Source organism: Oerskovia flava (assembly GCF_026163685.1).
In the GTDB taxonomy this organism is placed as follows: domain Bacteria; phylum Actinomycetota; class Actinomycetes; order Actinomycetales; family Cellulomonadaceae; genus Oerskovia_A; species Oerskovia_A flava.
Window position 1 is genome coordinate 147957 of record NZ_JAOXSR010000002.1, and the last position, 24569, is coordinate 172525.

20 protein-coding genes and 1 tRNA gene are annotated in these 24569 nt (G+C 69.7%); 16 read left to right on the plus strand and 5 right to left on the minus strand.

What is annotated here, in order from left to right; all coding sequences use genetic code 11:
- Nucleotides 1–82: 82 nt before the first annotated feature.
- The 8 genes from OHL10_RS05315 to OHL10_RS05350 all read left to right on the plus strand — a co-directional run bounded on the left by OHL10_RS05315 (nt 83) and on the right by OHL10_RS05350 (nt 5542).
- The gene (locus OHL10_RS05315) at nt 83–1225 is read left to right on the plus strand and encodes a DNA glycosylase AlkZ-like family protein (protein ID WP_265521140.1); all 1143 of its coding nucleotides are present in this window, start codon (nt 83–85) and stop codon (nt 1223–1225) included.
- A 66-nt stretch (nt 1226–1291) separates the two neighbouring features.
- Nucleotides 1292–2020, plus strand: coding sequence for a hypothetical protein (locus tag OHL10_RS05320; RefSeq protein WP_265521141.1), 729 nt, complete (start codon nt 1292–1294; stop codon nt 2018–2020).
- Between the two features lie 48 nt (nt 2021–2068).
- Entirely contained in the window at nt 2069–2542 is a 474-nt protein-coding gene (locus OHL10_RS05325) for a hypothetical protein (RefSeq protein ID WP_265521142.1), read from the plus strand.
- 29 nt (nt 2543–2571) lie between these two features.
- Complete coding sequence (locus OHL10_RS05330; RefSeq protein WP_265521143.1) at nt 2572–2862, plus strand: putative quinol monooxygenase; 291 nt, start codon at nt 2572–2574, stop codon at nt 2860–2862.
- Nucleotides 2859–3380 carry a putative immunity protein gene (locus tag OHL10_RS05335; RefSeq protein WP_265521144.1) on the plus strand — a complete coding sequence of 174 codons (522 nt, stop codon included), beginning with the start codon at nt 2859–2861 and terminating at the stop codon, nt 3378–3380. Before OHL10_RS05330 ends, OHL10_RS05335 begins: the two co-directional genes overlap by 4 nt.
- A 67-nt stretch (nt 3381–3447) precedes the next feature.
- On the plus strand, nt 3448–4092 hold the full coding sequence (locus OHL10_RS05340) for a GntR family transcriptional regulator (RefSeq protein WP_265521145.1): 645 nt from the start codon (nt 3448–3450) through the stop codon (nt 4090–4092).
- The gene (locus OHL10_RS05345) at nt 4089–5411 is read left to right on the plus strand and encodes an MFS transporter (protein WP_265521146.1); all 1323 of its coding nucleotides are present in this window, start codon (nt 4089–4091) and stop codon (nt 5409–5411) included. Before OHL10_RS05340 ends, OHL10_RS05345 begins: the two co-directional genes overlap by 4 nt.
- A 57-nt stretch (nt 5412–5468) precedes the next feature.
- Nucleotides 5469–5542: transfer RNA gene (locus OHL10_RS05350), tRNA-Pro, on the plus strand.
- A gap of 36 nt (nt 5543–5578) precedes the next feature.
- Here OHL10_RS05350 and OHL10_RS05355 read toward each other — a convergent pair.
- The gene (locus tag OHL10_RS05355; protein ID WP_425498965.1) at nt 5579–6601 is read right to left on the minus strand and encodes a zinc-binding dehydrogenase; all 1023 of its coding nucleotides are present in this window, start codon (nt 6599–6601) and stop codon (nt 5579–5581) included.
- 195 nt (nt 6602–6796) lie between these two features.
- Between OHL10_RS05355 and OHL10_RS05360 the strand changes: the two genes are divergently transcribed.
- The gene (locus tag OHL10_RS05360; RefSeq protein ID WP_265521148.1) at nt 6797–9571 is read left to right on the plus strand and encodes an ATP-binding protein; all 2775 of its coding nucleotides are present in this window, start codon (nt 6797–6799) and stop codon (nt 9569–9571) included.
- Nucleotides 9572–9617: 46 nt separating this feature from the next.
- Here OHL10_RS05360 and OHL10_RS05365 read toward each other — a convergent pair whose 3' ends face one another.
- The gene (locus OHL10_RS05365; protein WP_265521149.1) at nt 9618–10556 is read right to left on the minus strand and encodes a CPBP family intramembrane glutamic endopeptidase; all 939 of its coding nucleotides are present in this window, start codon (nt 10554–10556) and stop codon (nt 9618–9620) included.
- A 187-nt stretch (nt 10557–10743) separates the two neighbouring features.
- On the opposite strand from OHL10_RS05365, the gene OHL10_RS05370 reads away from it, so the two are divergent.
- From OHL10_RS05370 to OHL10_RS05385, 4 genes are all read left to right on the plus strand, one after another.
- Entirely contained in the window at nt 10744–11517 is a 774-nt protein-coding gene (locus OHL10_RS05370; RefSeq protein WP_265521150.1) for an SDR family oxidoreductase, read from the plus strand.
- A gap of 120 nt (nt 11518–11637) precedes the next feature.
- Nucleotides 11638–12213 carry a hypothetical protein gene (locus OHL10_RS05375; RefSeq protein ID WP_265521151.1) on the plus strand — a complete coding sequence of 192 codons (576 nt, stop codon included), beginning with the start codon at nt 11638–11640 and terminating at the stop codon, nt 12211–12213.
- Between the two features lie 121 nt (nt 12214–12334).
- Entirely contained in the window at nt 12335–12532 is a 198-nt protein-coding gene (locus OHL10_RS05380; RefSeq protein ID WP_265521152.1) for a hypothetical protein, read from the plus strand.
- Between the two features lie 16 nt (nt 12533–12548).
- Complete coding sequence (locus tag OHL10_RS05385; RefSeq protein ID WP_265521153.1) at nt 12549–13328, plus strand: MerR family transcriptional regulator; 780 nt, start codon at nt 12549–12551, stop codon at nt 13326–13328.
- A 1-nt stretch (nt 13329) separates the two neighbouring features.
- On the opposite strand, the gene OHL10_RS05390 is transcribed toward OHL10_RS05385, so the two are convergent.
- Entirely contained in the window at nt 13330–13728 is a 399-nt protein-coding gene (locus tag OHL10_RS05390; protein ID WP_265521154.1) for a DUF4260 family protein, read from the minus strand.
- 50 nt (nt 13729–13778) lie between these two features.
- Entirely contained in the window at nt 13779–16508 is a 2730-nt protein-coding gene (locus OHL10_RS05395) for an AAA family ATPase (protein ID WP_265521155.1), read from the minus strand.
- 212 nt (nt 16509–16720) lie between these two features.
- On the opposite strand from OHL10_RS05395, the gene OHL10_RS05400 reads away from it, so the two are divergent.
- The 3 genes from OHL10_RS05400 (at nt 16721) to OHL10_RS05410 (ending at nt 24242) form a co-directional block, all read left to right on the plus strand.
- Complete coding sequence (locus tag OHL10_RS05400) at nt 16721–17563, plus strand: alpha/beta fold hydrolase (RefSeq protein WP_265521156.1); 843 nt, start codon at nt 16721–16723, stop codon at nt 17561–17563.
- A 63-nt stretch (nt 17564–17626) separates the two neighbouring features.
- Nucleotides 17627–18388, plus strand: a complete 762-nt coding sequence (locus OHL10_RS05405) for a MerR family transcriptional regulator (RefSeq protein WP_265521157.1) — start codon at nt 17627–17629, stop codon at nt 18386–18388.
- Between the two features lie 1357 nt (nt 18389–19745).
- Nucleotides 19746–24242 (plus strand): nSTAND1 domain-containing NTPase, encoded by a 4497-nt coding sequence (locus OHL10_RS05410; RefSeq protein ID WP_265521158.1) that lies wholly within the window; start codon nt 19746–19748, stop codon nt 24240–24242.
- Here the strand turns inward: OHL10_RS05410 and OHL10_RS05415 are convergent.
- Nucleotides 24239–24553: a hypothetical protein gene (locus OHL10_RS05415; protein ID WP_265521159.1), complete on the minus strand. Its 315-nt coding sequence runs from the start codon at nt 24551–24553 to the stop codon at nt 24239–24241. The two genes, OHL10_RS05410 and OHL10_RS05415, sit on opposite strands and share 4 nt — an antisense overlap.
- Between the last annotated feature and the right edge of the window lie 16 nt (nt 24554–24569).

Here is a 24569-nt window from a genome sequence, read left to right on the forward strand (position 1 = left end):
GGGCGCGGCATCGGTGCCGGCTCGACGCGCGCTGGACACAGTACGCAGCCCACGGCGTGAGCGCTACGGATACCCTGCGAACGTGGACATCACGTGGCCGCAAGCCCTCGCCTGGCGCCTGCGACGCCAGCTCCTCGACCCGGTCGGCGGCGACCTCGCGGGCAAGCCGGTCGCGGGCGTCGTCGGGCGCCTGTGCGCCGTGCCCGCGGCGTCCGACGCCGAGCTCGCGATCCGCACACGACGCACCTCCTCGACGCCCGGAGAGGTCACGCGTGCGCTCGCAGCCGGCGAGATCCTCAAGGTCTACGCGTTCCGTGGCGCGACGCACCTCGTCACCCCCGAGGACGGCGGCGCCTACCTCACCCTGCGCGCGGCCGGGCGCATGTGGGAGCGCACGAGCTGGCGCACCTTCTACGACCTGGAACCGGGCGACTGGCCCCGCCTGCGCGAGACTGTACGGGCGGCGCTCGCGGACGGGCCGCTGACGCGCGCCGAGCTGGGCGCCGCCGTCGGGCAGGACGCGGGGTTCGCGCACCTGCGGGACGTCTTCACCGACGGGTCGGACACACTCCTCAAGCCGCTCACGTGGCAGGGGGACATGAGCTTCGGCCCGACCCGCGACGGGCAGGGGACGTTCCAGCTGCTCAGCACCAACCCTCGCTGGACTCCGTGGCCGGACCTCGAGGTGGCAGGGCACCACGCCGTGCGGTCGTACGTCGCGACCTACGGCCCGGTGAGCGAGGCCCAGGCCCACTACTGGCTGGGCGAGGGACTCGGCGCCGGGCGCGCACGCATCCGCCGGTGGTGGGCAGAGCTCGGCGACGAGCTCGCCGAGGTCGTCGTCGAGGGCGAGCGCCTGGCCGTCCTGCGCGAGGACGCCGCCGCGCTGGCCGCGACGCAGCCGTCGACGAGCGTGCACCTCCTGCCGGGCTTCGACCAGTGGGTCCTCGGTCCCGGGACCGCCGACCCGCACGTCGTGCCGCCCGCCCACCGGCAGGCCGTGAGCCGCGGCGCGAACCTCGTCGTGGCCGGGGGAGTCGTCACCGGGACGTGGACCGCGCCCCGCGACGAGGTCGTCGTGTCGATGTTCGACGCCGGCACGTCACCCCTCGAGTCACCCCTCGAGTCACGCCCCGAGGCGCTCGGCGAGGCGCTCGCCGCGGAGGTCGACCGGCTCGGGCAGATCCTCGACCGGCCGCTGCGCCTCGCGGTCCGGACCGGCTGAGCACCGGCTCGTGCCCCGACCCCGCCCGGCCGCGACGCCGACCAGGTCGAGGTGGACAATGCTCGTATGGCGACGGCTGCGGCCACGCCTCCCGGAGGCGACGACGTCTCGCGTCTGACGGACGCGCAGCGTGCGCTGCGCGCCCAGATCCTCGCCACCGAGCACTGGAGCCTGCTCGCGTCCCGCTCGACGACGCAGAGCGAGGTGCTGACCCGCATCGCGATCTTCCTCACGCTCGTCTCCGCCGGCGTGTTCGGCCTCGGCGTCCTCGGCAACGCCACCGGGTTCCGCGGCGGATTCGCAGGTGTCGCGATCGGCGTCCTGCTGCTCCTGTCCACGCTCGGCGTCGTCACACAGCTGCGCGTGTTCAACACCGCCGAGGAAGACCTGGCCTACGTCCTCGCGATGAACCGGCTGCGCGGCGCGTACGTCGACCTCGACCCCGGCGTCGAGCCGTACCTCCTCATGTCGCCCGCCGACGACGCCGAGGGCGCCATCCGCACCTACTACCCCTTCGCCGGTCGCGACCGCACCCAGGTCCTCGGCAGCTCCATGATGCTCATCCTCCTCGTCGGGTCCGTGCTCGTCGGGCTGCTGTGCGGGAGCGTCGTGTGGGCGCTCGCGGACGTCGCGGGCTGGGCCGTCGCCGTCGCCGTCGGGGTCGCCGCGGCAACGGTGAACTTTGCGCTGTGGTTGTTCCGCGGCTACCGCAGCTACGAGCGCGTGTGGCGCACCCACGTCCCGCTGCGACGCACGACGCCGGACGGCGGAGCTGCCGGGTCGGCCGGTGCCTGAGGCGTGGCACGGTCCTGCTGACGGGCTGCGTCTGGCACGATCGGGACGGTGAGACTGAGAAAGGCGCGCGTGCCGTGCTACACCGCACGTGACGGCGCGACCGCCGACGAGCTGGACGCGCTGTGCCGCGCGACGCTGCTCGCCCAGCGCGAGCGGCTCCGTCACCTCGACGTGGACGTGTACTCCGACGAGGACTGGCCGGACGACCTCCGCTGGGCCGTCGAGGAGCTCGGCGAGCGGGCGTTCTCCCAGCGCAGCGCCCTCGCGAAGCGGTTCGGGTGGAGCCCGGGCATCACGGTCCGGCTCGATCCGCGTGCCGACCGCGACGTCGAGCTCGCGGCGGCGGTCGCGTCCCGCACGATCTCCGCGAGCGGCATCAGCGAGGACGGTCGCCTCGCCTGGTCGACCGCCGACACCGGGACCGGCCTGGCCTTCGAGCTCCTCCCCGAGGAGCTCGAACGCGTGACCGCAGCCCTCGCCGCGCGGGGCATGGCACCCGACCTGCTCGTCCCGATGCCCTGAAGCTCCGCCCCCACCCGAAGGAGAACAGCGTGTCCGACGTGCGCCTCACCGGACAGCTCGTGTGCGCGGACGACGGCGAGGCTGCCGTCGTGCGACGCCACCTGCCCCAGCACGTGGCCCTGACCAGGGCGGAGCCCGGTTGCCTGTCGTTCGAGGTGACCCCGGCGGAGGAGCCACTGGTCTGGCACGTCGAGGAGCGGTTCGTCGACGCCGGTGCGTTCGCGGCGCACCAGCGCCGGGTCGCGGCCAGCGAGTGGGGTCGTGCGACGGCCGGGATCGAGCGCCGCTACACGATCGACGGCATGGATCCCGCGTCATGACGGAGGTCGACCTGACCCTCGACGAGATCCGCGCGGTCGCCGGCTACGCGGCGCAGTGCGCGCTGGAGGTCCTGCCGCTTGTCGAGGACGTCGAGCCTGACGACGCTCGGCCCCGCGACGCCGTCGACGCCGCGCTGGCCTTCGCCGCGGGCGGCAGGCGGACGAACGCGCTGCGCGCCGACGCCTTCGCGGCGCTGCGAGCGGCGAAGGACGCGAGCACACCCGTGGCGGAGCACGTCGCGCGGGCGGCGGGCCACGCGGCCGGGGCCGCGTACCTCCACCCGCTCGCTCGGGCGACGCAGGTCAAGCACATCCTCGGGTCGGCGGCGCACGCCACCCGCGCGGCCGAGCTCGCCGCCAGCGACGACCACCGTGTGGGCGCGGAGCACCTCGACCGGTCGCGCGAGGCCGCTCCCGCGCTCGTCGTCGACGTGCTGCGCCGGTATCCCGCCGCGCCCGACGGCGGTGGCCGCGTCGGCGAGCTCGTCCGCCTCCTCGACGGGGCGCTGCGGGCCTGACGAGAGGCGTACGTCCGTATGTCGGAGCGAGTGCATGTCGTCGACCAGATGTATGCATCATGTATCTATGCCTCGAACGACCAGTGTTTCCGCCACGGAGCAGGCCTACCGCCACGTCAAGCGCCATGTCCTCGACGGGAGCCTGCCCGGCGGTTCGATGACGAGCGAGGGGGAGGTCGCCGAGCAGCTCGGGATGAGCCGTACCCCCGTGCGTGAGGCGTTCCTGCGCCTCGAGGCCGAGGGGTTGCTGCGCCTGTACCCGAAGCGCGGGGCGCTCGTCGTGCCGGTCGCGCCGGGGGAGGCGGACGACGTCCTCGACGCCCGGCTGCTCGTCGAGGTCCACGCCGCCCAGGGTGTGCTGCGCCTGCCCGACGACGAGCTCGCCACCCTCGTCGCCCTCCTGCGAGACCTCGTCGCCGCGCAGGAGGCCGCGGTCGCGGACGGTGACGTCGCCGAGTATGCGGCCCTCGACGCGCGCTTCCACCAGGGGATCGTCGCGGCCGGAGGCAACTCCCTGCTCACGACGTTCGCCGTGAGCCTGCGCGAGCGTCAGCAGCGGATGGTCGCGCACAGCGTGCGGTGGGACCGGGGGCGGGCCGCGACGTTCGTCGCCGGGCATCGCGCTCTCGTCCAGGCCCTCGAGGCCCGCGACTCGCGCACCTTCCGCCGCCGGATGCACCGCCACCTCGACGACGCCCGGGCCGGGCTGTGACCCGCGCACGCCCCGGCGCACCGGTGGGCCCGCGGGCGTGGCTGCCCGTCGCCGTCGCGATGCTCGCCGTCGCATGGGGCGGCAACGAGTTCACGCCGCTGCTCGTGATGTACCGCGAGGTGGGGCACTTCTCCGCGGTGACCGTCGACGCCCTGCTCGCCGCGTACGTGCTCGGCATCGTGCCCGCGCTGCTGCTCGGCGGGCCGTTGTCCGACCGGTACGGGCGCAGGCCGCTGCTCCTGCCCGCCGCACCGGTCGCGCTCGCCGGGTCCCTCGTCCTCGCCGCGGGCGCCGAGTCGGCCGCGCTGCTCGCAGTCGGGCGTGTGCTGTGCGGGGTGGCGCTCGGCCTCGTCATGGCCGTGGGCACCACCTGGATCAAAGAGCTGACCGACGCCGCCGCGCGCGCCTCGGGTGTGCCCGACGGCGGGTCCGGCCCCCGCCGCGCAGGCCTCGCCCTCACGCTCGGGTTCCTCGCCGGAGCAGGCGTCGCCGCGGTGCTCGCGCAGTGGGCACCCTGGCCCACGCACACCGCCTACCTGCTGCACGCGGCGCTGGCGGCCGTCGCAGGCGTGTGGGTGCTGCGCGTCCCGGAGACGCGGGTGGTCCGTGTGCCTGCGGTGCGGGGCCGGTTGCTCGACGACCTGCGCGTCCCGGCGGTCGCGCACCGGAGGTTCCTGCGCGTCGTCGTGCCCGTCGCGCCGTGGGTGTTCGGCTGCGCCGGCAGCGCGTACGCCGTGCTGCCCGGGCTCATGACGGAGACCGCGGGCAGCGCGCCCATCGCGTTCTCGGGGCTGATGACGGTGCTGGGGCTCGGGTGCGGCGTCGGGATCCAGGTGCTCGGCCGCCTCATCGACACCCGGCGCAGCGCGCGGGCGTCGGTCGTGGCCATGTCCATCGTCGTGGTCGGTATGGGACTCGGCGCCCTCGCCAGCGCACGGCTCGACCTCGTGACGGCGCTCGTCGCCGCTGCCGTGCTCGGTGCGGGGTACGGGCTCGCGCTCGTCGCCGGGCTCAGCGAGGTCCAGCGCATCGCCGGCCCCGACGACCTCGCCGGCCTCACCGCCGTGTACTACTCGCTGACGTACCTCGGGTTCTTCGTGCCCGTGGCGCTCGCGGCGCTGTCCGTGCGGTGGGCCTACGCCCAGATGTTTCTCGGTGGCCTCGCCGTCGCGGTGGCGTGCCTGGTGATCGTCGCGTGCGCGTGGCGCGCTCACCTGCCGACGGGGGAGCGGAGCGCACTGCCGGAGCCTGCCGACGAGACCGACCGCACAGCGGTGACCGGGGCAAACGGTGCACTCGACGGGGCGCGGATGGGGTAGAGTATCCGAGGTTCACGGGGCCAGATCCGTACGGATCAGGCTCGGTGATTCCAGCCACGGGCTGTGGCGCAGCTTGGTAGCGCACTTGACTGGGGGTCAAGGGGTCGCAGGTTCAAATCCTGTCAGCCCGACCGTGTGATGTCTCAAGACATCGAGGACAGCCGGACCTACGTTTTTGTAGGTCCGGCTTTCTGCTGTCCGGGGTCGGTGCGGTTGGCGACGCGGAAGACGACCCGCCCAGAGCGCCGTTCGGCCCCGGCGTCGATCCAGGTCGCGAGCTCGGTCCACGGTCTGGCGTCGATGTCGCCGGTGTCGAGGGACGGGTCCGCTGCGAGGTATGCCATCTCGTCGGCCAGGTCGGGCTCCGATCCGAGGAAGAAGCTCGTGATCGAGCGGTCGGAGGTCGCCGGGTCGGCGACGAACGCCCCGTACGGGAAGTGCTCGTCGGCGCCGGCGGCATGACCGAGGGCGATGACCGTCGCTCCTGGTTCGAGCAGGGCGTACGCGTCGACGAGGTGCTGCCCGCCGATCAGGTCGATGGCGCCGTGGACGCGGGACGAGACGGCGGCGAGGGCCGTGTGAGTCTCGTACGCGCCGAGGCGGCGGAGATCGGCGTGGCGGCGCTCGTCGCGCGCGACCGCGACCACCCGGGCGCCGGAGCGCGCCGCAAGCTGCACGGCGAACCGGCCGACCGCGCTCGCCGCGCCGACGATCAGGAGACGTCGCCCGAGGACCGACCCGAACCGGCGCACAGCGCGCAACGCGCTCGTCGCGGGCACGGGAAGCGTCGCGAGCCGTTCCCACGGCGCGTCGGCGGGGGCCGCGGCGCACATCGCGGAGGGCACAGCGCGCCGCTGCGCCCAGCCGCGGGCAGCGAGTCCGAGGAAGACGACGCGCTCGCCCGCCCGCGGCCCTCGTCCGTCGGCGGCGGACTCCAGCACGACGCCGCTGCCGTCCCATCCCGGTATCGTCCCCGCCGGCGCCTCGGCGAGTGCCGCGAGGTCACCGGGATTGGGAGCGAAGGCCTCCACCTGCACCAGCACCTCGTGAGGCAGCGGGACGGGTTCCGGGACCTCGCGAAGCGTCAGCCCGCCTCGGGATCCGGGTGTCGTCGTCCATGCCAGCATCCTGAACCCGCCTCGCTCCGATCGTCGTCGCCCATGCCTGACCGGAGGCGACAGTCTGTCCATGCCACACCCTGTCCCGAGCACAGGGTCAAGACGTCGTCGTCCCGTTGACCGTGTGGTGGGAGCACGGGATGGGGCTGCCTGCGGAGCGAGCCGGTCATCGGTCCGGCCCGCTGGCAGCGATCCCGTCGAAGGGAACGGCCTGTGCCCCTGGCGGTCGCGTGTCGCACCGGGAACAATCGCCTCATCCGGAAACGGATGCCGGTTCGGGCGGGCGGAGGCGGGAACCTGGTGAATCTCCTCGGCCGGCGCACTGAGCGCGCGGTGATCGAACAGCTGCTCGCGGACGCCCGCGTCGGGCGGGGCGGCGCTCTCGTGGTGCGCGGGGAGGCCGGCATCGGCAAGACGGCCCTGCTCGAGCACGCCGCGGAGGCGGCTCAGGAGCTCGGGTTCCAGGTGCAGGAGTCGGTCGGAACGGAGTCCGAGACGCAGTTCGCGTTCGCGGGCGTGCACCAGCTGTGCACGCTGCTGCTGGACCACGCGGGCGCGCTTCCCGAGCCGCAGCGCGCCGCCCTGGGCGTGGCGCTCGGCCAGCACCGCGGTACAGCACCCGACCGGTTCCTGGTCGGGCTGGCCACCCTGAGTCTGCTCGCAGAGGCCGCCGAGGAGCAGCCGTTGCTCTGCCTCGTCGACGACGCGCAGTGGCTGGACCAGGCGTCCGCCCAGGTGCTGGCGTTCGTCGCGCGGCGAGCGGGGGCCGAGCGGCTCGCCGTGGTGTTCGCGTCGCGCAACACCGGCGGAGACGACGCGAGCACGCTCGCCGGGCTGCCCGAGCTGCGTCTGGAACGGCTCGCCGACGCGGACGCGTGTGCGCTCCTGACCGCCGCGGTGCGCTCGCCGCTGGACGACCGCGTGCGCGATCGGATCGTCGCCGAGGCACGCGGGAATCCCCTCGCCCTGCTGGAGCTGCCCCGTAGCGTGCCGCCCGCCCAGTTCGCGGGCGGGTACGAGCGGCCCGACGCCGCGGACGTCCCGCGCTGGGTCGAGGAGACCTATCGGCAGCGGTCGACCAGCCTGCCGGCCGCGACGCAGCAGCTGCTGCTGATCGCCGCGGGCGATCCGACCGGCGACGTGGCGCTGCTGTGGCGGGCCGCAGCCCAGCTGCAGATCGCCCGTGACGCAGCGGCGTACGCAGAGGCCGCCGGACTCATGGAGATCGACACGCGGGTGCGGTTCCGCCATCCGCTCGTGCGCTCCGCGATCTACCAGGCAGCAGTGCCGCGCGACCGCCGCAGCGCCCACGCCGCGCTCGCCGCGGTCACCGACGTGCGCACCAACCCCGATCGGCGGGCGTGGCACCGGGCACAGGCGGCGGACGGGCCCGACGAGGACGTCGCAGCGGAACTCGAGTCGTCTGCCGACCGGGCGCGCAGCCGCGGCGGGTCGGCGGCGGCCGCCGCGTTCCTGCGCCGGGCTGTCGAGCTCTCCCCGGATCCCGACCGCCGCGCGCGCCGGTCGCTCCAGGCGGCGCACGCCGCGCTCGAGACCGGCGCGTCGAAGACCGCTCTCGAGCTCCTGACCAGTGCGCAGGGCGGACCGCTCGACGATCACCAGCGCGCGCGCCTCGGACTGCTGCGCGCGCAGATCGCGTTCCACACCACCCGGGGGAGCGAGGCGCCGCGGATGTTGCTCGACGCCGCCGAGACCCTCGGCCCGCTGGATGCCGATCTGTCACGCGACAGCTACCTGCACGCACTCGAGGCGTCCTTCCACGCCGGTCGGCTGGGTCGCGGCGGAGAGCTGACGCGTGCCGCCCGAGCCGCGCAGACCGCGCCCGCGCCGTCGCAGCCCGCTCGGCCGGTCGATCTCATGCTGGACGGGCTGGCCACCTTGTTCGTCCAGGGCTACGCGGCGAGCGTCCCGATCCTGCAGCGGTCCCTCGAGACGTTGCGCGCCCCTGCCTCCCGACTCGAGGACGGCAGCCGTCACCGACTGTGGCTGGCCTGCCACATCGCGGCCACGCTGTGGGACGACGAGGCGATCTACGAGCTCGCGGCCCTCGACGTCCGGCTCGCGCGCGACGAGGGCGCCCTGGCACGCCTCCCTGCGGCGCTCAACGCCCTGGCCTCGGTGCTCGTGCTGACCGGCGAGCTGGCTCGCGCCGCAGAGATGCTCGCCGAGGAGCGCGCGATCACGCAGGCGACCGGCGCTCCGCCGCTGCCGAACGCCCGGCTCATCCTCGCCGCATGGCGCGGCCGGCAGACCGAGACGGCGGACCTGCACGCGGCGATGGTCGACGAGGCGACCGGACGCGGGGAAGGCGCGACGCTCGGCCTGTCCGACGTCGCGCTGGCAGCCCTGCACAACGGGCTCGGCAACTACGAGGACGCGCTCGCGGCGGCCGAGCGACCGGTCGAGCACGACGAGCTGACGTTCAGCAGCATCGCCCTGCCCGAGCTCGTCGAGGCGGCCGTCCGCGCCAACCGGCCGGAACGTGCGTCCGCCGCACTCGACGTGCTCAGCGAGCGGGCTCGCGCCAGCGGCACCGAGTGGGCGCTCGGGCTCGAGGCGCGATCGAGGGCGCTGCTCGAACGCGGGCCTGCCGCCGAGGCGTCCTACCGTGAGGCGACCGAGCGGCTCGGCCGGACGCGGATGGCTACTCACCTCGCTCGCGCTCACCTGGTGTACGGCGAGTGGCTGCGCGACGAAGGGCGCCGCCAGGACGCGCGCGAACAGCTCCGCACCGCCTACGACCTGCTGACGGACATGGGCGTGGACGCCTTCGCCGCTCGGGCCGCCCGCGAGCTGCGCGCCACCGGTGAACACCCGCGGGAGCGGACGGCGCAGCCGTCCGACGCGCTGACCGTCCAGGAGCTGCACGTGGCGCGGTTGGTCGCCACCGGCGCCACGTCGCGGGAGGTTGCCGCGCAGCTGTTCCTGAGTCCGCGGACGATCGAGGCTCATTTGCGTCGCATCTTCCGCAAGCTCGGCATCACCTCGCGGCGCCAGCTCAAAGAGGTGCGACTGCCCTGACCCCGGCTGCCCAGGCGCGGCCGGTCCCGCTTCGGGAGGGGGTTCCCTATGCCGCAGGAGTGAGTGCGGGGCCGGAGCGCCGGGTCCGGAGCCACACCACGACCGCGACGGCGATGATCACCAGGGAGAGCGGCACGAACAGGGCGGGTGTGACCGCGCCCGCCGAGCGGTCGAACCTGTCGGCAAGATCCGCCTGCAGGACGAACCAGAAGAGGAAGACCACGAGGTTGAGGGCGGCGTGCATGACGACCGCGATCTCGAGTCCGCCGGTGCGCCAGGTGACGAGTCCGGTCGAGACCGAGAACAGGGCGTAGAGGACGTTCCACCAGAGGTCGCCCGCAGTGTGGATCACCGCGAAGACGGCGCCGGAGACGGCGATCCCCAGGATCAGGGACGCCCGAGGGCCGCGCGCCCAGCTACCCGCGACGCGGAAGACCAGACCTCGCAGGCCGTACTCCTCGCCCGCAGCCTGCAGGGGCACGAACAGCATGACCACGACGAACAGAGTGATGATGTCCGCGTGCGACCACACGACGGTCGCGCGTGGCTCGAGATACTCGGTGATGGCGAACGCGATGAGGAAGAGGGGGAAGACTCCCAGCAGGGCGCGCCCGAACAGGTCGAAGCGGAAGCGGGAGACGACCGAGTGGAGCGACGGCCCGCGCACCCCGTAGAGCCAGCGCTGGATGAACATGCTCCAGGGGATCAGCAACGCGGTGGCGACCAGACCTGAGCCGAGCGTCAGCGCGGTGTACTCCGGTACGCCGGAGTCCGTGTCGGGGCGGATGAGCCCGTCGATCCAGGCCGCGAGCAGATAGAACACCTGGATCGCGCCGAACAGGCCGCCGATGAGCAGGACGATGGCGAGAACGCCGCGCCCGATCCTGCGCTCCTCGCCGGCGAGCACCCGGTGGTACTCCACACCGGGTGGTACCTGACCGGCGCCGGGGGCTGGGGCTGTCGGTGTCGGTGTTGCGGTGGTCATCGTCTCTGCTCCGTTCCGAGATCTTGCGTGGTGCGGCCATCTCAGACCGTGTTGTCACCACGCAGTCAAGTCGTGCCGACCCGATCGCCACAGCGGTGGATCAGGTGCTTGACCCTGTGCCAGCCACACGGTTTTCACTGGACGGTGAGTGTCGTCCGGTTCGCACAGCTCGACGGAGGGTTTCGCCATGACCACGCAGAGGCAGCGAGTCGCCATCATCACCGGCGCGGGAAGTGCACACGGGATCGGGTTCGCGGCAGCACGTCTGCTCGGCGCCGACGGGAATCGCGTGGTGATCACGTCGACAACGGATCGCATCTTCGAGCGAGTCGCAGAGCTGCGCGCCGCCGGGATCCGAGCGGAAGGGGTGGTCGCGGACCTCACGGAACAGGCAGGTGTGGACGCCGTCGTCGCGTGTGCGTCCGATGCGTTCGGCGGCGTGGACATCCTCGTCAACAACGCCGGGATGACGTCCATGTCCGGCTGGTACGCCTCGGGTGCGATCGACGGGCTGTCCCTCGACCACTGGCATGCCTCGATCGAACGCAACCTGACGACGTCGTTCCTGATGATCCGCGCGGTGGTGGCGTCCATGCAGGCTGCCGGCTACGGACGCATCGTGAACGTGTCGTCGGTGTCCGGGCCGGTCGCCGCGTACCCCGGCGATGTTGCTTACCACGCGGCGAAGGCCGGCATCGTCGGGCTGACGCGATCAGCGGCGATCGACACCGCCGCGGCGGGCGTCACGGTGAATGCCGTCGCTCCGGGCTGGATCGATACCGCGTCCGCCTCCGCTCGCGAGCGGGTGATGGGCGCGGCCACGCCCGTCGGGAGGTCCGGCACGGCGGACGAGGTGGCGTACGTGATCGCGTTCCTCGCCGGCGAAGGCGCGTCGTACATCACGGGTCAGCTCATCACGGTCGACGGAGCGAACTCCATCAGCGAAGAGCGCGGGCGTTGAACCCCCGAGCGATGCCTTCGTTCCGCTGCGGCGTGCCTGCGGTCCTCCTGGTCTGACCCGTCGCGGGCGGTCGCCGGTCGACCCCGTCCTCGAGGGAAGAAGGTGACGACAGTGCGTGCGGTGACCGACGGATTCCTGCTCGCCCTCGCGAGCATCGCAGCGACCCTTCTCGGCGCGTTCATCCTCGCGGTGTTCTTCTACCTGAACTCGGCGCTGCACCGGGCCCGCGGCGCCGCGGGCAGAGCCCACGACCGGTACATCCGGGCCGGCGTCCGCTGGGTGCTCATCGCCTACAGCCTGCCCCTGATCGTCGCTCTCGCCCTGGTCGGTGCGGAGCCGGTCTGGGCGGCCGTGTCGTTCCTGGTGTTCGCGACGGCACTCGTGGTCGCAACCGTCGACACGTCCCGTCGGATCGTCCAGAAGGGCGCGGCGAGGAGGTCTCTCGCGCTGGCCGCGAACGAGATCCTCACCTCGCTCGCGGTGGTGGCCGTCGTGGCACTGCCGTGGATCCTGGGCGGCTGGATCCCGGCGTCGAGCGACTTCGCCCCTTCTCTCCTTCTCGCCCTCGCCATCGGCTTCACGAGCACGGCGGCGGTCATCATGTCGGTCTTCGACGCCGACGAGATGTCGGCGCATGCTCCGGAGCCGGCGGCGCCGCTGCGCCGCTCCGCGACCCGTCTGCGGCGACGGTCGTGATGCCGCGTCGACAGGGCGGCCGCATAGGTGACTTCCACCGACGCGAAACGGGCCTCAGCGATGTGAACCTGTTGTCACCACCGCGACCGTGCAGAACGGTCTCTACCGCAGGAGACGACCCATGAGCGAGCACCCGGCCATCACCAGGATCCGCCCCATCGCGGCGCCGTTCGCCGAGGTGGGACCGAACCGCCGCGAGGCGGCCTCCGCCGAGGGCGCTGGTCAGGCGCCACCGGACGGGGGCGTCAGCGTCGCCGCCGCGCTGGGGTGCCTGATCATCAGCCTCCAGGTCGCGGGTGCATCCCCACGACGGGCCTGACACGGAGGAGGAGACGATGGCCTGGAGCACGAGCGAGATCGCGGACCTGGCGTCCACGACCGTGAACACGGTTCGTCACTACCACCGTCTCGGGCTGCTCGACGAGCCCGAGCGTGGGGTCAACGGCTACAAGAAGTACGAGGTGCGGCATCTTGTGCAGCTGCTCCGGGTCCGGCGACTCGTCGAGCTGGGTCTCCCGCTCGCGCAGATCGGCGACATCAACGCCGGTGGCGGTCAGGAGATGCTTCGGGAGCTGGATGCCGAGCTGGTGGCGGGTATCGAGCGGATTCAGCAGGCGCGAGCCGACATCGCCGCGATCCTGCGCGAGGACGCACCCGCCGACACGCCGGCCGGGTTCGAGCCGGTGGCGTCCCGGCTGTCGGAGGCGGACCATTCGATCCTGCACATCTCCGCACAGCTCTTCGACGCGCAGGCGATGGCTGACGTGCGCCGCATGGTGGAGGTCGACGTGACAGCCGACGGCGTCGGCGCGCAGATCGACGCTCTCGCCCCGGACGCCGACGATGCGAGCCGTGAACGCCTCGTGCGGCTTCTCGCGCCGATCCTCGCGCGCAACCTGGTCGAGTACCCCTGGCTCCTGAATCCGTCCGAGCACCTGTCCCGCAGCGAACGCGTCGCACAGCAGACGATGTCGGAGGCGGTCGCCGAGCTGTACAACCCGGCACAGCTGGACGTGCTCGGCCGTGCGAGCCGACTCGCCCACGACCTGCTGCAGGTGGGATCCGATGCGCCGGACGACGATCCTCAGCCACGGGATCTTGCGCTCGTGGGCTGACCTACCGCGAGCCCCGCCCGATCCGACCGAGGTGGGTGTGCGCGAAGTCGTCCAGCTTGAGTCCGTAGCCGAGCGCTCGGTCGACGGCGACATGGAACCCCCAGCAGGCGGCGACCACGGCGAGCCAGGGGAGATCCTGTCCCCCGAGGGCGAAGCCGGCATACCCCACCATCAGGATCGCCGGCCCGGTGTAGCTGTGCACGGCGTTGTAGAGCAGCGCCCCCAGGCGTGGGCCGCTCACGTACCCGACGGCGGAGAGGTCGAAGACGAGGAAGGCCGCGACCAACCACCACCACGACTGTCCCATGGCGACGACGGCGATGACGATGGCGACCGCGATGGCGCCGTTCTCGACCCGCTGGACGGCCACGGCTCCGTCGTCGAACGTACGCTGCCTCATGGCACCAGTGCACACCCGGTTCTCGGAACGGAGTCAAGACCCCCGGGCCGTCAGGGCAGCGGGATCTCCCTCAGCTCGCGACGGGACGTGATCCCGAGCTTGCGGTAGATGCTGCGGAGGTGTGCCTCGATCGTGCGCGGGCTCAGGAACAGCTGCGCACCCACCTCGCGGGAGCTGGCGCCGGTGGCCACGTGCCTCGCGACCTGCAGCTCTTGAGCCGTCAGGTCGTCGGTCGACTGCGCCGTGCGCTTGCGTGGGTGCTCACCCGTCGCGCGCAGCTCGTTCGCCGCCCGTGCGGCGAACGCGTGCGCGCCGATGCGCGAGAGGAGGTCGTGCGCGATCCGCAGCTCTTCTCGGGCCTGCTGGCGGCGGCCCTCGCGGCGCAGCCATTCCCCGTAGACGAGGTGGGCCCGCGCTGCCTCGCCGGTCATCCGGGTGGCCTCGAGATGCTCGATCGCGGCGCGATAGTGCGGCTCGGCCGACGGCCCGTCGATCGTCAGCGCCCGAGATCGCGCCTCCACGCCGCGAGCCCACGGCGTGTCGCACTCGTCCGCCCGATCTCTCAGCTCGTCGAGAGCCCGAGCGGCGCTCTGCGGATCGCCGGCGCGGGTCGCCGCCTCGATCAGCTCGGCAAGCCCGACGCTGCTCAGCGACAGCGCGACGCACGCGCACGTGATCGTGGCGGCCCGCTGCGCCTTGTCGTACTCGCCGAGGGCGTTGTGCAGCACGGCCATCGCGTAGGCGGCGAGGCCGACCTCGGCTCCGTCCGGTGGGTTGCCCGGGTTCCGCAGCGTGAGCTCGTGCAGCCTGGCCACCGTGGCGGCGTCGCCCCGCCACGCCGAGACGATGGTCTCGGCGTGGCGCATCGGCACCCCGCCGGTGGACTCCAGGATCGCGATCGACTGCCCGGCCATCTCACCGGCACGAGTGAGCTCCCCTGCGAGCGCCAGGACGTTGGCGTGGAAGTTGAGCGCACTGGCGAGTCCGGTGAGCGCGCCGGCCTCGCGCGCCGATCGGACGTTGGTCTCGGCGAGCCGGTGGGCGAGGTCGTCGTCCAGGATGCCGACGGCGCTGCGCGCTGCGAGCCAGAACCATGACCGGTACTGGTCGCCCTGCGCGGTGACCGGGGCGGCGTCGCACAGCGACTGCAGTGCGTCTCGCAGCGGGGGAACGCCCTCGGCGAAGCCCCGGATCATCGTCGTCGAGAGAGAGACCAGCAGTCGGTCGACCGGCCGGACGGCTCGCTCGAGCGAGGTGTCCGCGAGCGCCGCCCTGGCGACGTCGTGCGTCGTCGGGCCGCAGATGACGAGCGCAGCGTCGAGTGCGTGGAGATGCGTCTCGTGGGCGAGGTCCGCATCGAACGGGGCCATGTCGTCGGCGGCGGCCAGGAGCATCTGCGGAACGTCGGGGTGCCGGGTCAGGTGGAAGGAGATCTGCGCGCGTAGAAGGGCCAGGCGTGCGCGCTGGAAGTCGTCGAGGGGGCCGGTCTCAGCCGTCGCGAGCAGGTCGAGCGCCGTGTCTGACGCACCTGCCTCGTGCACGGCGTGCGCGGCCTCGAGTGCGCGCCCTGCTCGTTCGCTCAGGTTCGGCGTCAGCTGCGTCGCTCGCAGCAGGAACGCTGCCGCGGCGGCGTACCCTCCGCGTGCTCTGGCTCGGGTGGCCGATCGTTCCAGCTCGGCGGCGACCTGCTCGTCGAACCCGGACGTGGCCTGGGCCGCGTGCCAGGCCCGGCGATCGGGTTCGGACGCCGGATCGGTGACCGCCGCCAGCGCCGCGTGGGCGCGGCGACGGTCGGGCTGCTCCGCGGCACGGTAGACCGCTGACCGCGCGAGGGGATGCCGGAAGCGCACCCGGGTGCCGATCTCGATCAAGCCGGCCGACTCGGCGGGCGCCGCCGACTCGGGAGCGATGCCGGCATGGGCGGCGGCACGCCAGAGCAGGGTGGGGTCTCCGGTCGGCTCGGCGGCGGCGACGAGCAGCAGCATCCGGCTCTCGTCGGGGAGCCCGTCCGCCCGGTTCTGGAACTCCGTCTGCACGCGGCTGGAGACGTCGGAGAGATCGGGCTGCTGGAACCCGCCCGCGAGTCGGACCGGCGAGGTGTGGGAGGGAAGCTCCAGCAGGGCGAGCGGGTTGCCGCGGGCTTCCGCGATGATCCGGTCCCGCACGTCCTCGTCGAGGGGCACCGGGACGGCGGAGTCCAGCAGCGAACGGGCATCCGCGTCGCCGAGCCCGCTCAGGCGCAGCTCCGGGAGGCCGGTGAACGCCCTGCCTCCGGTCCCGTCGTCGCGGATGCCGAACACCATCGCCAGCCGTTCGGCCCCGATCCGGCGCGCGACGAAGGCGAGCACCTCGGTCGAGGCCTGGTCGAGCCACTGGGCGTCGTCGACGAGACACAGCAGACCGTTCTTCTCGGCCGCCTCGGAGAGCAGCCCGAGGGTCGCCAGGCCCACGAGGAACCTGTCCGGTGCCGCGCCGGCGTCGCGGCCCAGCGCGACGCGGAGCGCCAGCTGCTGAGGCTCGGGCAGCGCGGGCAGGTGGTCGAGCAGCGGAGCGCACAGCTGGTGCAACCCCGCGTAGGCGAACTGCGTCTCGGCCTCGGCACCGGTTGACGTCTCGGTGCGGAACCCGAGATCGCCGGCCCTGGTGCGCAGGTGTTCCAGGAGCGCCGTCTTGCCGATGCCGGCCTCGCCGCGCACCACGAGCGCCCCGCTGTGCCCGACCTTCGCCTCGCTCAGCAGCTGCTCGACCCGGTGGCACTCGCCGTGCCGACCTAGAAGCAACGGCGGTCTCCTTCTCCTCGCGGAACGGTCTTTGCCGAACTGTGTGCCTTGCACAGCGATTATGACTGGTTCCGCGGACGCCGGTTCGGTGGTTCCGACGATCTGCGGAAAGCCTGAGGAGACGAGACGTCCTTGACCCTGTTGCGACCACACGGTGTCTGCTGATCCCAGCGGCAGGCACCCCGCAGGCCGGAGCGGAGAGGACCAGGACCATGGGCTACATCACTGTCGGGACCGAGAACAGCACGTCGATCGAGCTGTACTACGAGGATCACGGGTCGGGGCAGCCGGTCGTGCTGATCCATGGGTATCCGTTGAACGGGCACAGCTGGGAGAAGCAGACGCGGGAGCTGTTGGCGGCGGGGTACCGGGTGATCACGTACGACCGTCGTGGTTTCGGTCAGTCGTCGAAGGTCGGTGCGGGATACGACTACGACACCTTCGCTGCCGATCTGAGCGCCGTGCTGGAGAACCTCGATCTGCGGGACGTGGTCCTGGTCGGCTTCTCGATGGGTACGGGCGAGCTCGCCCGGTACGTCGCCAACCACGGGCACGAGCGGGTCGCGAAGCTGGCCTTCCTCGCCTCGCTGGAGCCGTTCCTGGTGCAGCGTGACGACAACCCCGAGGGTGTTCCGCAGGACGTGTTCGACGGGATCGAGGCCGCCGCGAAGACCGACCGGTACGCGTGGTTCACCGACTTCTACCAGAACTTCTACAACCTCGACGAGAACCTCGGCAGTCGCGTCAGCCAGCAGGTCGTCGACGCGAACTGGAACCTCTCGGTCACCAGCGCCCCGGTCGCGGCCTACGCCGTGGTGTCGAGCTGGATCGAGGACTTCCGCAGTGACGTGGAGGCCGTGCGCGCCGCCGGCAAGCCCACCCTGATCCTGCACGGCACGAAGGACAACATCCTCCCCATCGACGCCACCGCGCGCCGCTTCCACAAGGCCGTCCCGGACGCCGACTACGTCGAGATCGAGGGCGCCCCCCACGGCCTGCTCTGGACCCACGCCGACGAGGTCAACAACGCCCTGAAGACCTTCCTCGCCCAGTGATCACCGCGGGTGCGGAGGCGACGGCCGGCCCTCCGCACCCGCAGAATCACGAAGGAGACGTCCGTGGCATGGAGCACGCGCGAGCTCGCCGAACGAGCCGGGACGACGGTGAACACGATCCGTCACTACCACCGGATCGGTCTGCTCGAGGAGCCGGAGCGCGAGGACAACGGATACAAGCAGTACGAGGTGCACCATCTCGTGAGCCTTCTGCGCATCCGGCGCCTCGCCGACCTCGGAGTGCCCCTGTCCCAGATCCGTGACGTGCAGGCGGGCAGCGACGACACACCGCAGATGCTGCGCGAGCTCGACGCCGAGCTCCAGGAGAGCATCCGCAGGCTGACGAAGGCTCGAGCCGACGTCGCCGCCATCCTGCACGAGGAGGTCCCGCCCGACACGCCGGCCGGGTTCGAGTCGGTGGCAGGCCGGATGTCCGCGACCGACACCTCCGTCGTCCACATCTACACGCAGCTGTACGACGAGGCAGCGCTCGCAGACATCCAGAAGATCGCCGAGGACACCGTGGACGTGGCCGCCGATCTCGACCGACTGCCGCCCGATGCCGATGAAGAGACCCAGCGACCGCTCGTCGCACGGCTCGCCAAGAGTCTGGCGCGGAACCTCCTCGACTATCCGTGGCTGAATGATCCGGCGGCTCACCTGTCCAAGAGCCGATACGTCACGTCGGAGACGATGCTCGAGGCCATCCACGAGCTGTACAACCCGGCACAGCTCGACGTGCTCGGGCGAGCCGTGCAGGTAGCGCGAGAACAGGTGGAGGAGCTGCAGGAGCGGGGGGAGGGGTCGCAAGGCGACGGGACGTGACCGTGTCGTGAGAACACGGTGCAGGCCGCCGGCTCAGCCGGACTCCGGCACCAGCGCCGGGGAGTGCAGACGGTCCTGGCGGCAATGCGCCCAGCAACGCGCGAACCGCTGCTCGACCGGTTGACCGCGACATCCCGTGGACGAGCCCGGTGATCGTGCGAGCCGAAGAGCTCAAGGACGGAAACTGGGGCGCGGGAGCGACCGCGAAGGCCGTAGCTCGCAGCGTGACTTCCCACATCGTCGGGAACTTCGTCGTCGTCGGGAACTTCGTCGTCGCAGCCGCAACCCTGCCTCGCACCCAGCGCGACCGCGCACGGGCATGCCTTCGCGAGAAGGTCTGGGGTGCCTGAGTGGGTTTTGGTGCGCGACAAGGTTGTGTCGTGGTGGTGAGTCAGGACGAACTCGACCACGGGTGCCAGGGTCGCGGCGGGTGAGGTGTGGGAGCGCCTACCAGCCTAGCCTTGGTCATGATCGATCATCGCGACCCGATAGTGATGCTGATGTCGTGAGACATGGTGTCCGGGATGTCGTGGGACACCTGTCCGGGATGTGCTGAGCCAGGGCACTGTCAGCCCGACCGTGTGATGTCTCAGGACATCGAGGACCGCCAACCCCCCGTTCTGTAGGTCCGGATTTCTGCTGGTCGGGTCGGTGTGGGTGGCCGGTGGGTTGGTCGTCCCGAGGGGGGTTGAGGGTGAGCTATCGCAGGATCTCTCCGGTGGCGGCGTTGATGATACGGATGTTGAGGTCGTGGACGAGTAGCAGGGAGGAGCCTGACCCGGTATCCCGCACACCTGGTCTGTGGCGATCAACGCCTCAGACCAGGCGTCCGGGAAAGTGGGTCAGGCTCCGATGTCCCAGCAGATCCGGCGGGCGGCCTTCCACGGTTTCCATGCCCCGTAGACCCGGGTAGTTCTCCACCCACGGTGCCCGGACCACCGGCCGAACCATGGCATCAAGTAGCGCACGGGCCGACGGTCGGTGCGTCCTGACGGCGTATTGGGAACTCGGAACCACCAGTAGTTCCGCCCGGACAAGGCGGCGCAGATGGACTTGACCCGAGCTTTCTGCCCTCGATGACCTCGTGCCGGTTGGCCTCGATGAACGCCGTTCCACTTGTGCTCGGGCTCGGGCTCCGTCCCGAAGAAGTTCGCGAACCCCCAAGAACGCCAGGGCGGTTCAATACGGATCGCCACAGGTCATCCGAACCTGGCCAGGGGTAGAGTGCTGTCGCCCGCTGAGACACGCGCGATGACAACCGCACCTGTGAGCTCCGTCTGGTTCGGGGTAGCTGGCGATCGCGTGATCAGTTCGGACGAGCAGGCTGCAGAAGGGGCGGCGTCACACCATGGTGCCAATGGAGGATGCTGAGCAAGCGCATACGACGGCGCTGCGCAAGAGTAGCGCTGGCGGCGGGGTCGCCGACAAGCTGGGAAACAAGTACGAGTTGTCCTGGGCCGTGCACCATGCCTTGCGGTGCATCCAAGACGAGCGGTGCGCCATCACCCTCGAAGACCTCGATCCAGATCTGGCCGATGGTTCTGAGTTCACCTTCGTTGACGAGAACGGCTCCGTCGCCGTCACGCAGGTCAAGCGCCAGCACAGCATCAACGATCATTGGACGATTGCAGCACTGCGCAGTCGCGGCATCTTCGCGGCTGCAGCGCGGCACGTCACGGCCGGCCGCGAGTATCACTTCAGCTCAATGACCCCGTGCGGGTCGCTACGCGTGCTTAGCGAGTGGGCTCGGCAGTCCACCGATGTTCAGCAATTCATGACTCGCCAGCTAACCAAACAGTTGAGCCCAGTATTCGATGAGCTTTCAGCTAGCGAGATCTTCGGCGATGCGGAGGATGCTTGGCGAGTGCTTCGTGGCATGTGGTTCGAGATCGGTGACGAACAACAACTCGCTAGGACGAACGCCATGCTCGCCGCGACGGTGCTGGAGGGGGCCGCAGAGTCGCTGCAACCCGTAGCGGTCGGGGCGGTGCTGCTGGATAGCCTCCGCCGGCGACTGACGAGGCGCGAATTGCTTGAGGGGCTGGCTCGCCACGGAATTTGCGCCCGCCACGCAACAGCGAAACGAACCGCTCATGATGAGGTACGATCCACAACCACAAGTTGGCGACGTACCGTGGAGCGGGAGTTGCTTAGACCGGTTATCCCGCGCACAGAGTCCGCTGAACTCATCGAACTTATGAGCAAGACGCGCTTGGCGCTGGTGGTCGGCACCGGCGGCGGCGGCAAGAGCTCGGTCGTCTATCAGGCCGCGAGTGGCCTGGAGTCGAAAGGCGCCGAAGTTCTCGCCTTCCGTCTCGACCGTCGCGGGGCGTATAACTCGACAGCCGAGTTGGGATCGCAGCTCGGTTTGACTAGTTCCCCGGTTGCCTCACTGCGGATGGCAGCCGATGGCCGCGGCGCTTTCCTGATCATCGATCAGCTCGACGCTGTGTCACTCGCGTCGGGACGACTTTCGGAACGCTACGACGTGATTGAGGATTTGATCGATGAAGCTATGGCGGTCGAAGGCGTACGGGTCATTCTGGCGTGCCGCCTCTTCGATGTAGAGAACGATCACCGCATTCGCAAGCTCGATGCTCGGACCGACGTTGAGCGACTTACCGTCAAGTCGCTGCCCGATGAGGCCGTCACTGCGGCCGTAGAGGCGATGGGTCTCGACGCCACGGCGCTCACGTCGTCGCAACGGGAACTGCTGAAGTCGCCGCTAAACCTCGTGCTTTTCGAAACCGTCGCGAGGCAACAGGGAGCGCTCAGCTTTACCTCACGTGGGTCGCTATTCGAGGCTTTCTGGCAGCGCAAGCGCCAGACTATCAAAGACTACCGCCCAGAGGTTCGTTTTAATGACGTGCTGGCGCGCGTTGCGAACGCCGCAAGCGATCAGCAGGCGCTTTCGGTCGCCATCGAAATTCTCGACCCCGACGACTACATTAGTGACGCTCATGTACTGGCGTCTGAGCAGGTCCTGGCTATCGACGGCGACCGGGTTTCTTTCTTCCATGAAACCTTCTTCGATTACACCTTCGCGCGCCAGTGGCTGTCGCGGCGTCAGTCAATGGCAGAATTTCTCTGTGCACACGAGCAAGAGCTGTTCCGACGGGCGCAGGTGCGTCAGATTCTTGAACTGCTACGTGAGCGTGATCCAGCGCGTTTCCGCACTGAAGTCGAGGCGGTTCTGAGCGAGCCAGCAATCCGTTTCCACATCAAAGAGACGGTCATGATCGTTTTCGCCACCGTGAAGGCACCGACGGACGAAGATCTCGGCCTCGTTCTTCGAATCAGCGAGCTCGACACCACGCTGGCCAGTCGTCTGTGGCAACAGATTGCCCGCCCCAGTTGGTTCGACGTGCTTCACGACAGCGGACTCATCGAGACATGGCTCGACAGCACCGATCAGACGCTGCGCGAACGAGGCGTCACCTGGCTGGCAAGCGCCGGAGTTGAACGTGACGCAGTGGTGTCGGAAGTTCTTACAGCGAGACGGGGGGCCCCAGAATACCTGATGTGGGTGCGAAGGCTCACGCAGCGTGCTGACATGCACAAGAGCCGGCCCATATTCAACCTTCTACTGAATGCGGTACGATCGGGAGACTTCGACCCGGGGGATCGAAACCTGTGGCTGTCGACCCACAAGTTCGCTGAACATAGGCCGCTTTGGGCGATTGAATTGCTGAGTGCATGCTTCATCGAAAGCCCGTCGGCGCTCGTTACGGACGAAAAAGGTAAAGTCGGCATTCTCGGTCTGCGCGATTATGGTGCAGCAGCTCTCATTAAAGTGTCGAGCGAGTTGGAGCCTCGGGTATTTGCTGAAACCGTAGTGCCACATCTGCTCGCCGTTATGCAGGCGACTTCCCTAGAGCGGCGCCACGACGGCCTGCTCTACGACCAGCACTTCAGCCTCCGGCTGCGATCGGAGGCAGGTTTTGACAACGTTGATGACGCACTCTACAACGGTGCGGCGGATGCACTCGCAAGTTGGGTGTTGACTACTCCAGCGTCGACCGAGGCGCTGCTTCGGACTCTCGCTGCAAGCGAGTACGACTCCGCTCAAGCCTTGCTGTTTCGCGCGCTCATCGCCGGTGCAGGACACTTCACCGATTGGGCAGCGGAGTTGATCCTCGAAGGTGACAGCCGTCTTGAAAGTGGTTGTCTCTCAGATGGCCATTGGCTATCTAGAGAAGTTGTCCAGGCTGTCGCGCCGCTTGTCTCCGACGAGGTCCACTCCCGCCTTGAGGACAAATTTCGAGACCTTCGCAACTCATGCGAACGTTTCCGCTCGTTCGGCTACACTGCTTTCAAGTTCTTGTCCGCACTCGAGCACGACCGGCTTAGCCCGGCGGGCACACGGCGACTTGCTGAGTACCAGAGGAAATTCGGAATGGATGTTCCTCCGCCACCGACCGGCATCATCACCTATACGGTCAGCTCTCCGATCAGCGACACGGCGACCGCCAGGATGTCTAACAAGCAATGGCTTCGAGCAATGGCCAAACACGACACTGACGACCGCGATTGGGACACATCGGCCGGTGGTGCCCGCGAACTCTCGCAGATGCTTAGGAAGCGCACCGCCGAGGATCCGCTACGGTTTGCCGGCCTAGTTATGCAGATGACTGCAATGACGAACACGGCCTATCTCGGTGCCATCCTGTGGGGCTTCGGCGAGGCCACTATCCCGACCAGCGCACTGCCAGCGGTGTTTGATGCCATCCGGCACATCATGAGCTTGGGGCTGACTGAGTGCGATCGCTGGCTCGGGTGGTCGGTGCGAGGTGTCCTCGATGACACACCTCTTGACATCGTCGAAATAGTCCGGGAGCGTGCCCTGCATGCGCCAGACCCGAAGGACAACTCACCAGTCTTTACGGGCCACGGTGACGACCGTCCCGGTCGTGACCTGCGCCAGAACGGCATAAACACTGCACGAGGGAGCCTTGCCGAGGCGCTTGGTGACCTCCTACTTCATGACGCGGATGGCGAGCGCACCGCGGCGGTTCGTCCTCACCTGGTAGTGCTCGCCAGTGATCCGGTCCTCAGCGTCCGGACCTGTGTCGCCCACACGATCGCTGCCTGCCTTCGACATGCACGGCCTACGGCGTACGAGGCGTTCGAATGCCTCATCGATGCTGACGACGTCCTGCTTGCCTCCAACCTTGTCGTCAAGCTGATGATGTACATCGGGAATGTCGACCCGGAACGAATCGACCCGGTGATCAACCGGATGCTCGAGTCAGCGGACCGGGAGGTAAGGCATGCGGGCGGCAGCATGGCCGCGTTCGCGGCGCTTCAGTGGGAGCGTCCGCAGCTGATGGAACGAGCACTCGCAGGTGGCATCGAGGTTCGGACAGGCGCGGCTACCGTTTGCAGCGCTAGGGTGGCTCTCGCCGCCAACTCAGAACTCGTCTTCGCCGCGTTGCGCCAACTCATGCGCGATGATGACGACGAAGTCCGCAAGGCAGTGGGTGAGCTCGCAATCCACCTCAGAGGGAAGAGCCTGCGTTCATTCGCCAGTTTCCTTTCGGACCTGATCGCATCGCCGAGCTTCGTCCACGCGACCCCGCAATTGCTGATTGCTTTGCAAGAGGCCCCCGACAAGGTCGACGACCTGGCTGATCTCGCCGCGCACCGCTTCCTCGACATCTACGGCAGCGACGTTGCGGACATCCGGACCGGGGCAGCTGGCGACGCGCATTACATCTCGGACCTGATCGTTCGAGGTCTGGCACAGACCCGCGACAAGGTGCGCGTATCGGCGCTGCTCGACATTCTCGATCGTCTGGTCGAACTCGGTGTCTATGGAGTCAACCAGGCGGTCGAGGATGCTGAACGCCGCTAGGGTGTGTTCGGATTGAGCCAGCGCTGGTTGATCCAGGCCAGGATGTCGTCGGCGATCGTGCAGGGGTCTGCGGCGGTGGTGATCGTCTGCTCGCTGGTCGCGGGGTCGGTGCGGTCGATCTCGAATCCGCCGAACGCACTGATATTCTTGGAGACCGCGATGGACCAGTCGAGCTCGTCGCCGACGGGGAACGTGTTGGCGCCGGTGTCCAGGGCGTCGATCAGGTCGATCAGGTCGATCAGGTCGATCAGGTCGTTTTGGCTGGGCTGGTCGACGTGGTCGCCTCCCTCGGCGACGGCGTAGAAGTCCATGCGTGTCAAGATGCCA

What these genes read in the sequence shown, in the direction of transcription:
- OHL10_RS05410 (WP_265521158.1), top strand. Translation starts at nt 19,746, where the DNA reads ATGGAGGATGCTGAGCAAGCGCATACGACGGCGCTGCGCAAGAGTAGC.
- OHL10_RS05320 (WP_265521141.1), top strand. Translation starts at nt 1,292, where the DNA reads ATGGCGACGGCTGCGGCCACGCCTCCCGGAGGCGACGACGTCTCGCGT.
- OHL10_RS05415 (WP_265521159.1), bottom strand. Translation starts at nt 24,553, where the DNA reads ATGGACTTCTACGCCGTCGCCGAGGGAGGCGACCACGTCGACCAGCCC.
- OHL10_RS05390 (WP_265521154.1), bottom strand. Translation starts at nt 13,728, where the DNA reads ATGAGGCAGCGTACGTTCGACGACGGAGCCGTGGCCGTCCAGCGGGTC.
- OHL10_RS05360 (WP_265521148.1), top strand. Translation starts at nt 6,797, where the DNA reads ATGCCGGTTCGGGCGGGCGGAGGCGGGAACCTGGTGAATCTCCTCGGC.
- OHL10_RS05380 (WP_265521152.1), top strand. Translation starts at nt 12,335, where the DNA reads ATGAGCGAGCACCCGGCCATCACCAGGATCCGCCCCATCGCGGCGCCG.
- OHL10_RS05365 (WP_265521149.1), bottom strand. Translation starts at nt 10,556, where the DNA reads ATGACCACCGCAACACCGACACCGACAGCCCCAGCCCCCGGCGCCGGT.
- OHL10_RS05385 (WP_265521153.1), top strand. Translation starts at nt 12,549, where the DNA reads ATGGCCTGGAGCACGAGCGAGATCGCGGACCTGGCGTCCACGACCGTG.
- OHL10_RS05335 (WP_265521144.1), top strand. Translation starts at nt 2,859, where the DNA reads ATGACGGAGGTCGACCTGACCCTCGACGAGATCCGCGCGGTCGCCGGC.
- OHL10_RS05400 (WP_265521156.1), top strand. Translation starts at nt 16,721, where the DNA reads ATGGGCTACATCACTGTCGGGACCGAGAACAGCACGTCGATCGAGCTG.
- OHL10_RS05355 (WP_425498965.1), bottom strand. Translation starts at nt 6,601, where the DNA reads ATGGACAGACTGTCGCCTCCGGTCAGGCATGGGCGACGACGATCGGAG.
- OHL10_RS05370 (WP_265521150.1), top strand. Translation starts at nt 10,744, where the DNA reads ATGACCACGCAGAGGCAGCGAGTCGCCATCATCACCGGCGCGGGAAGT.
- OHL10_RS05340 (WP_265521145.1), top strand. Translation starts at nt 3,448, where the DNA reads ATGCCTCGAACGACCAGTGTTTCCGCCACGGAGCAGGCCTACCGCCAC.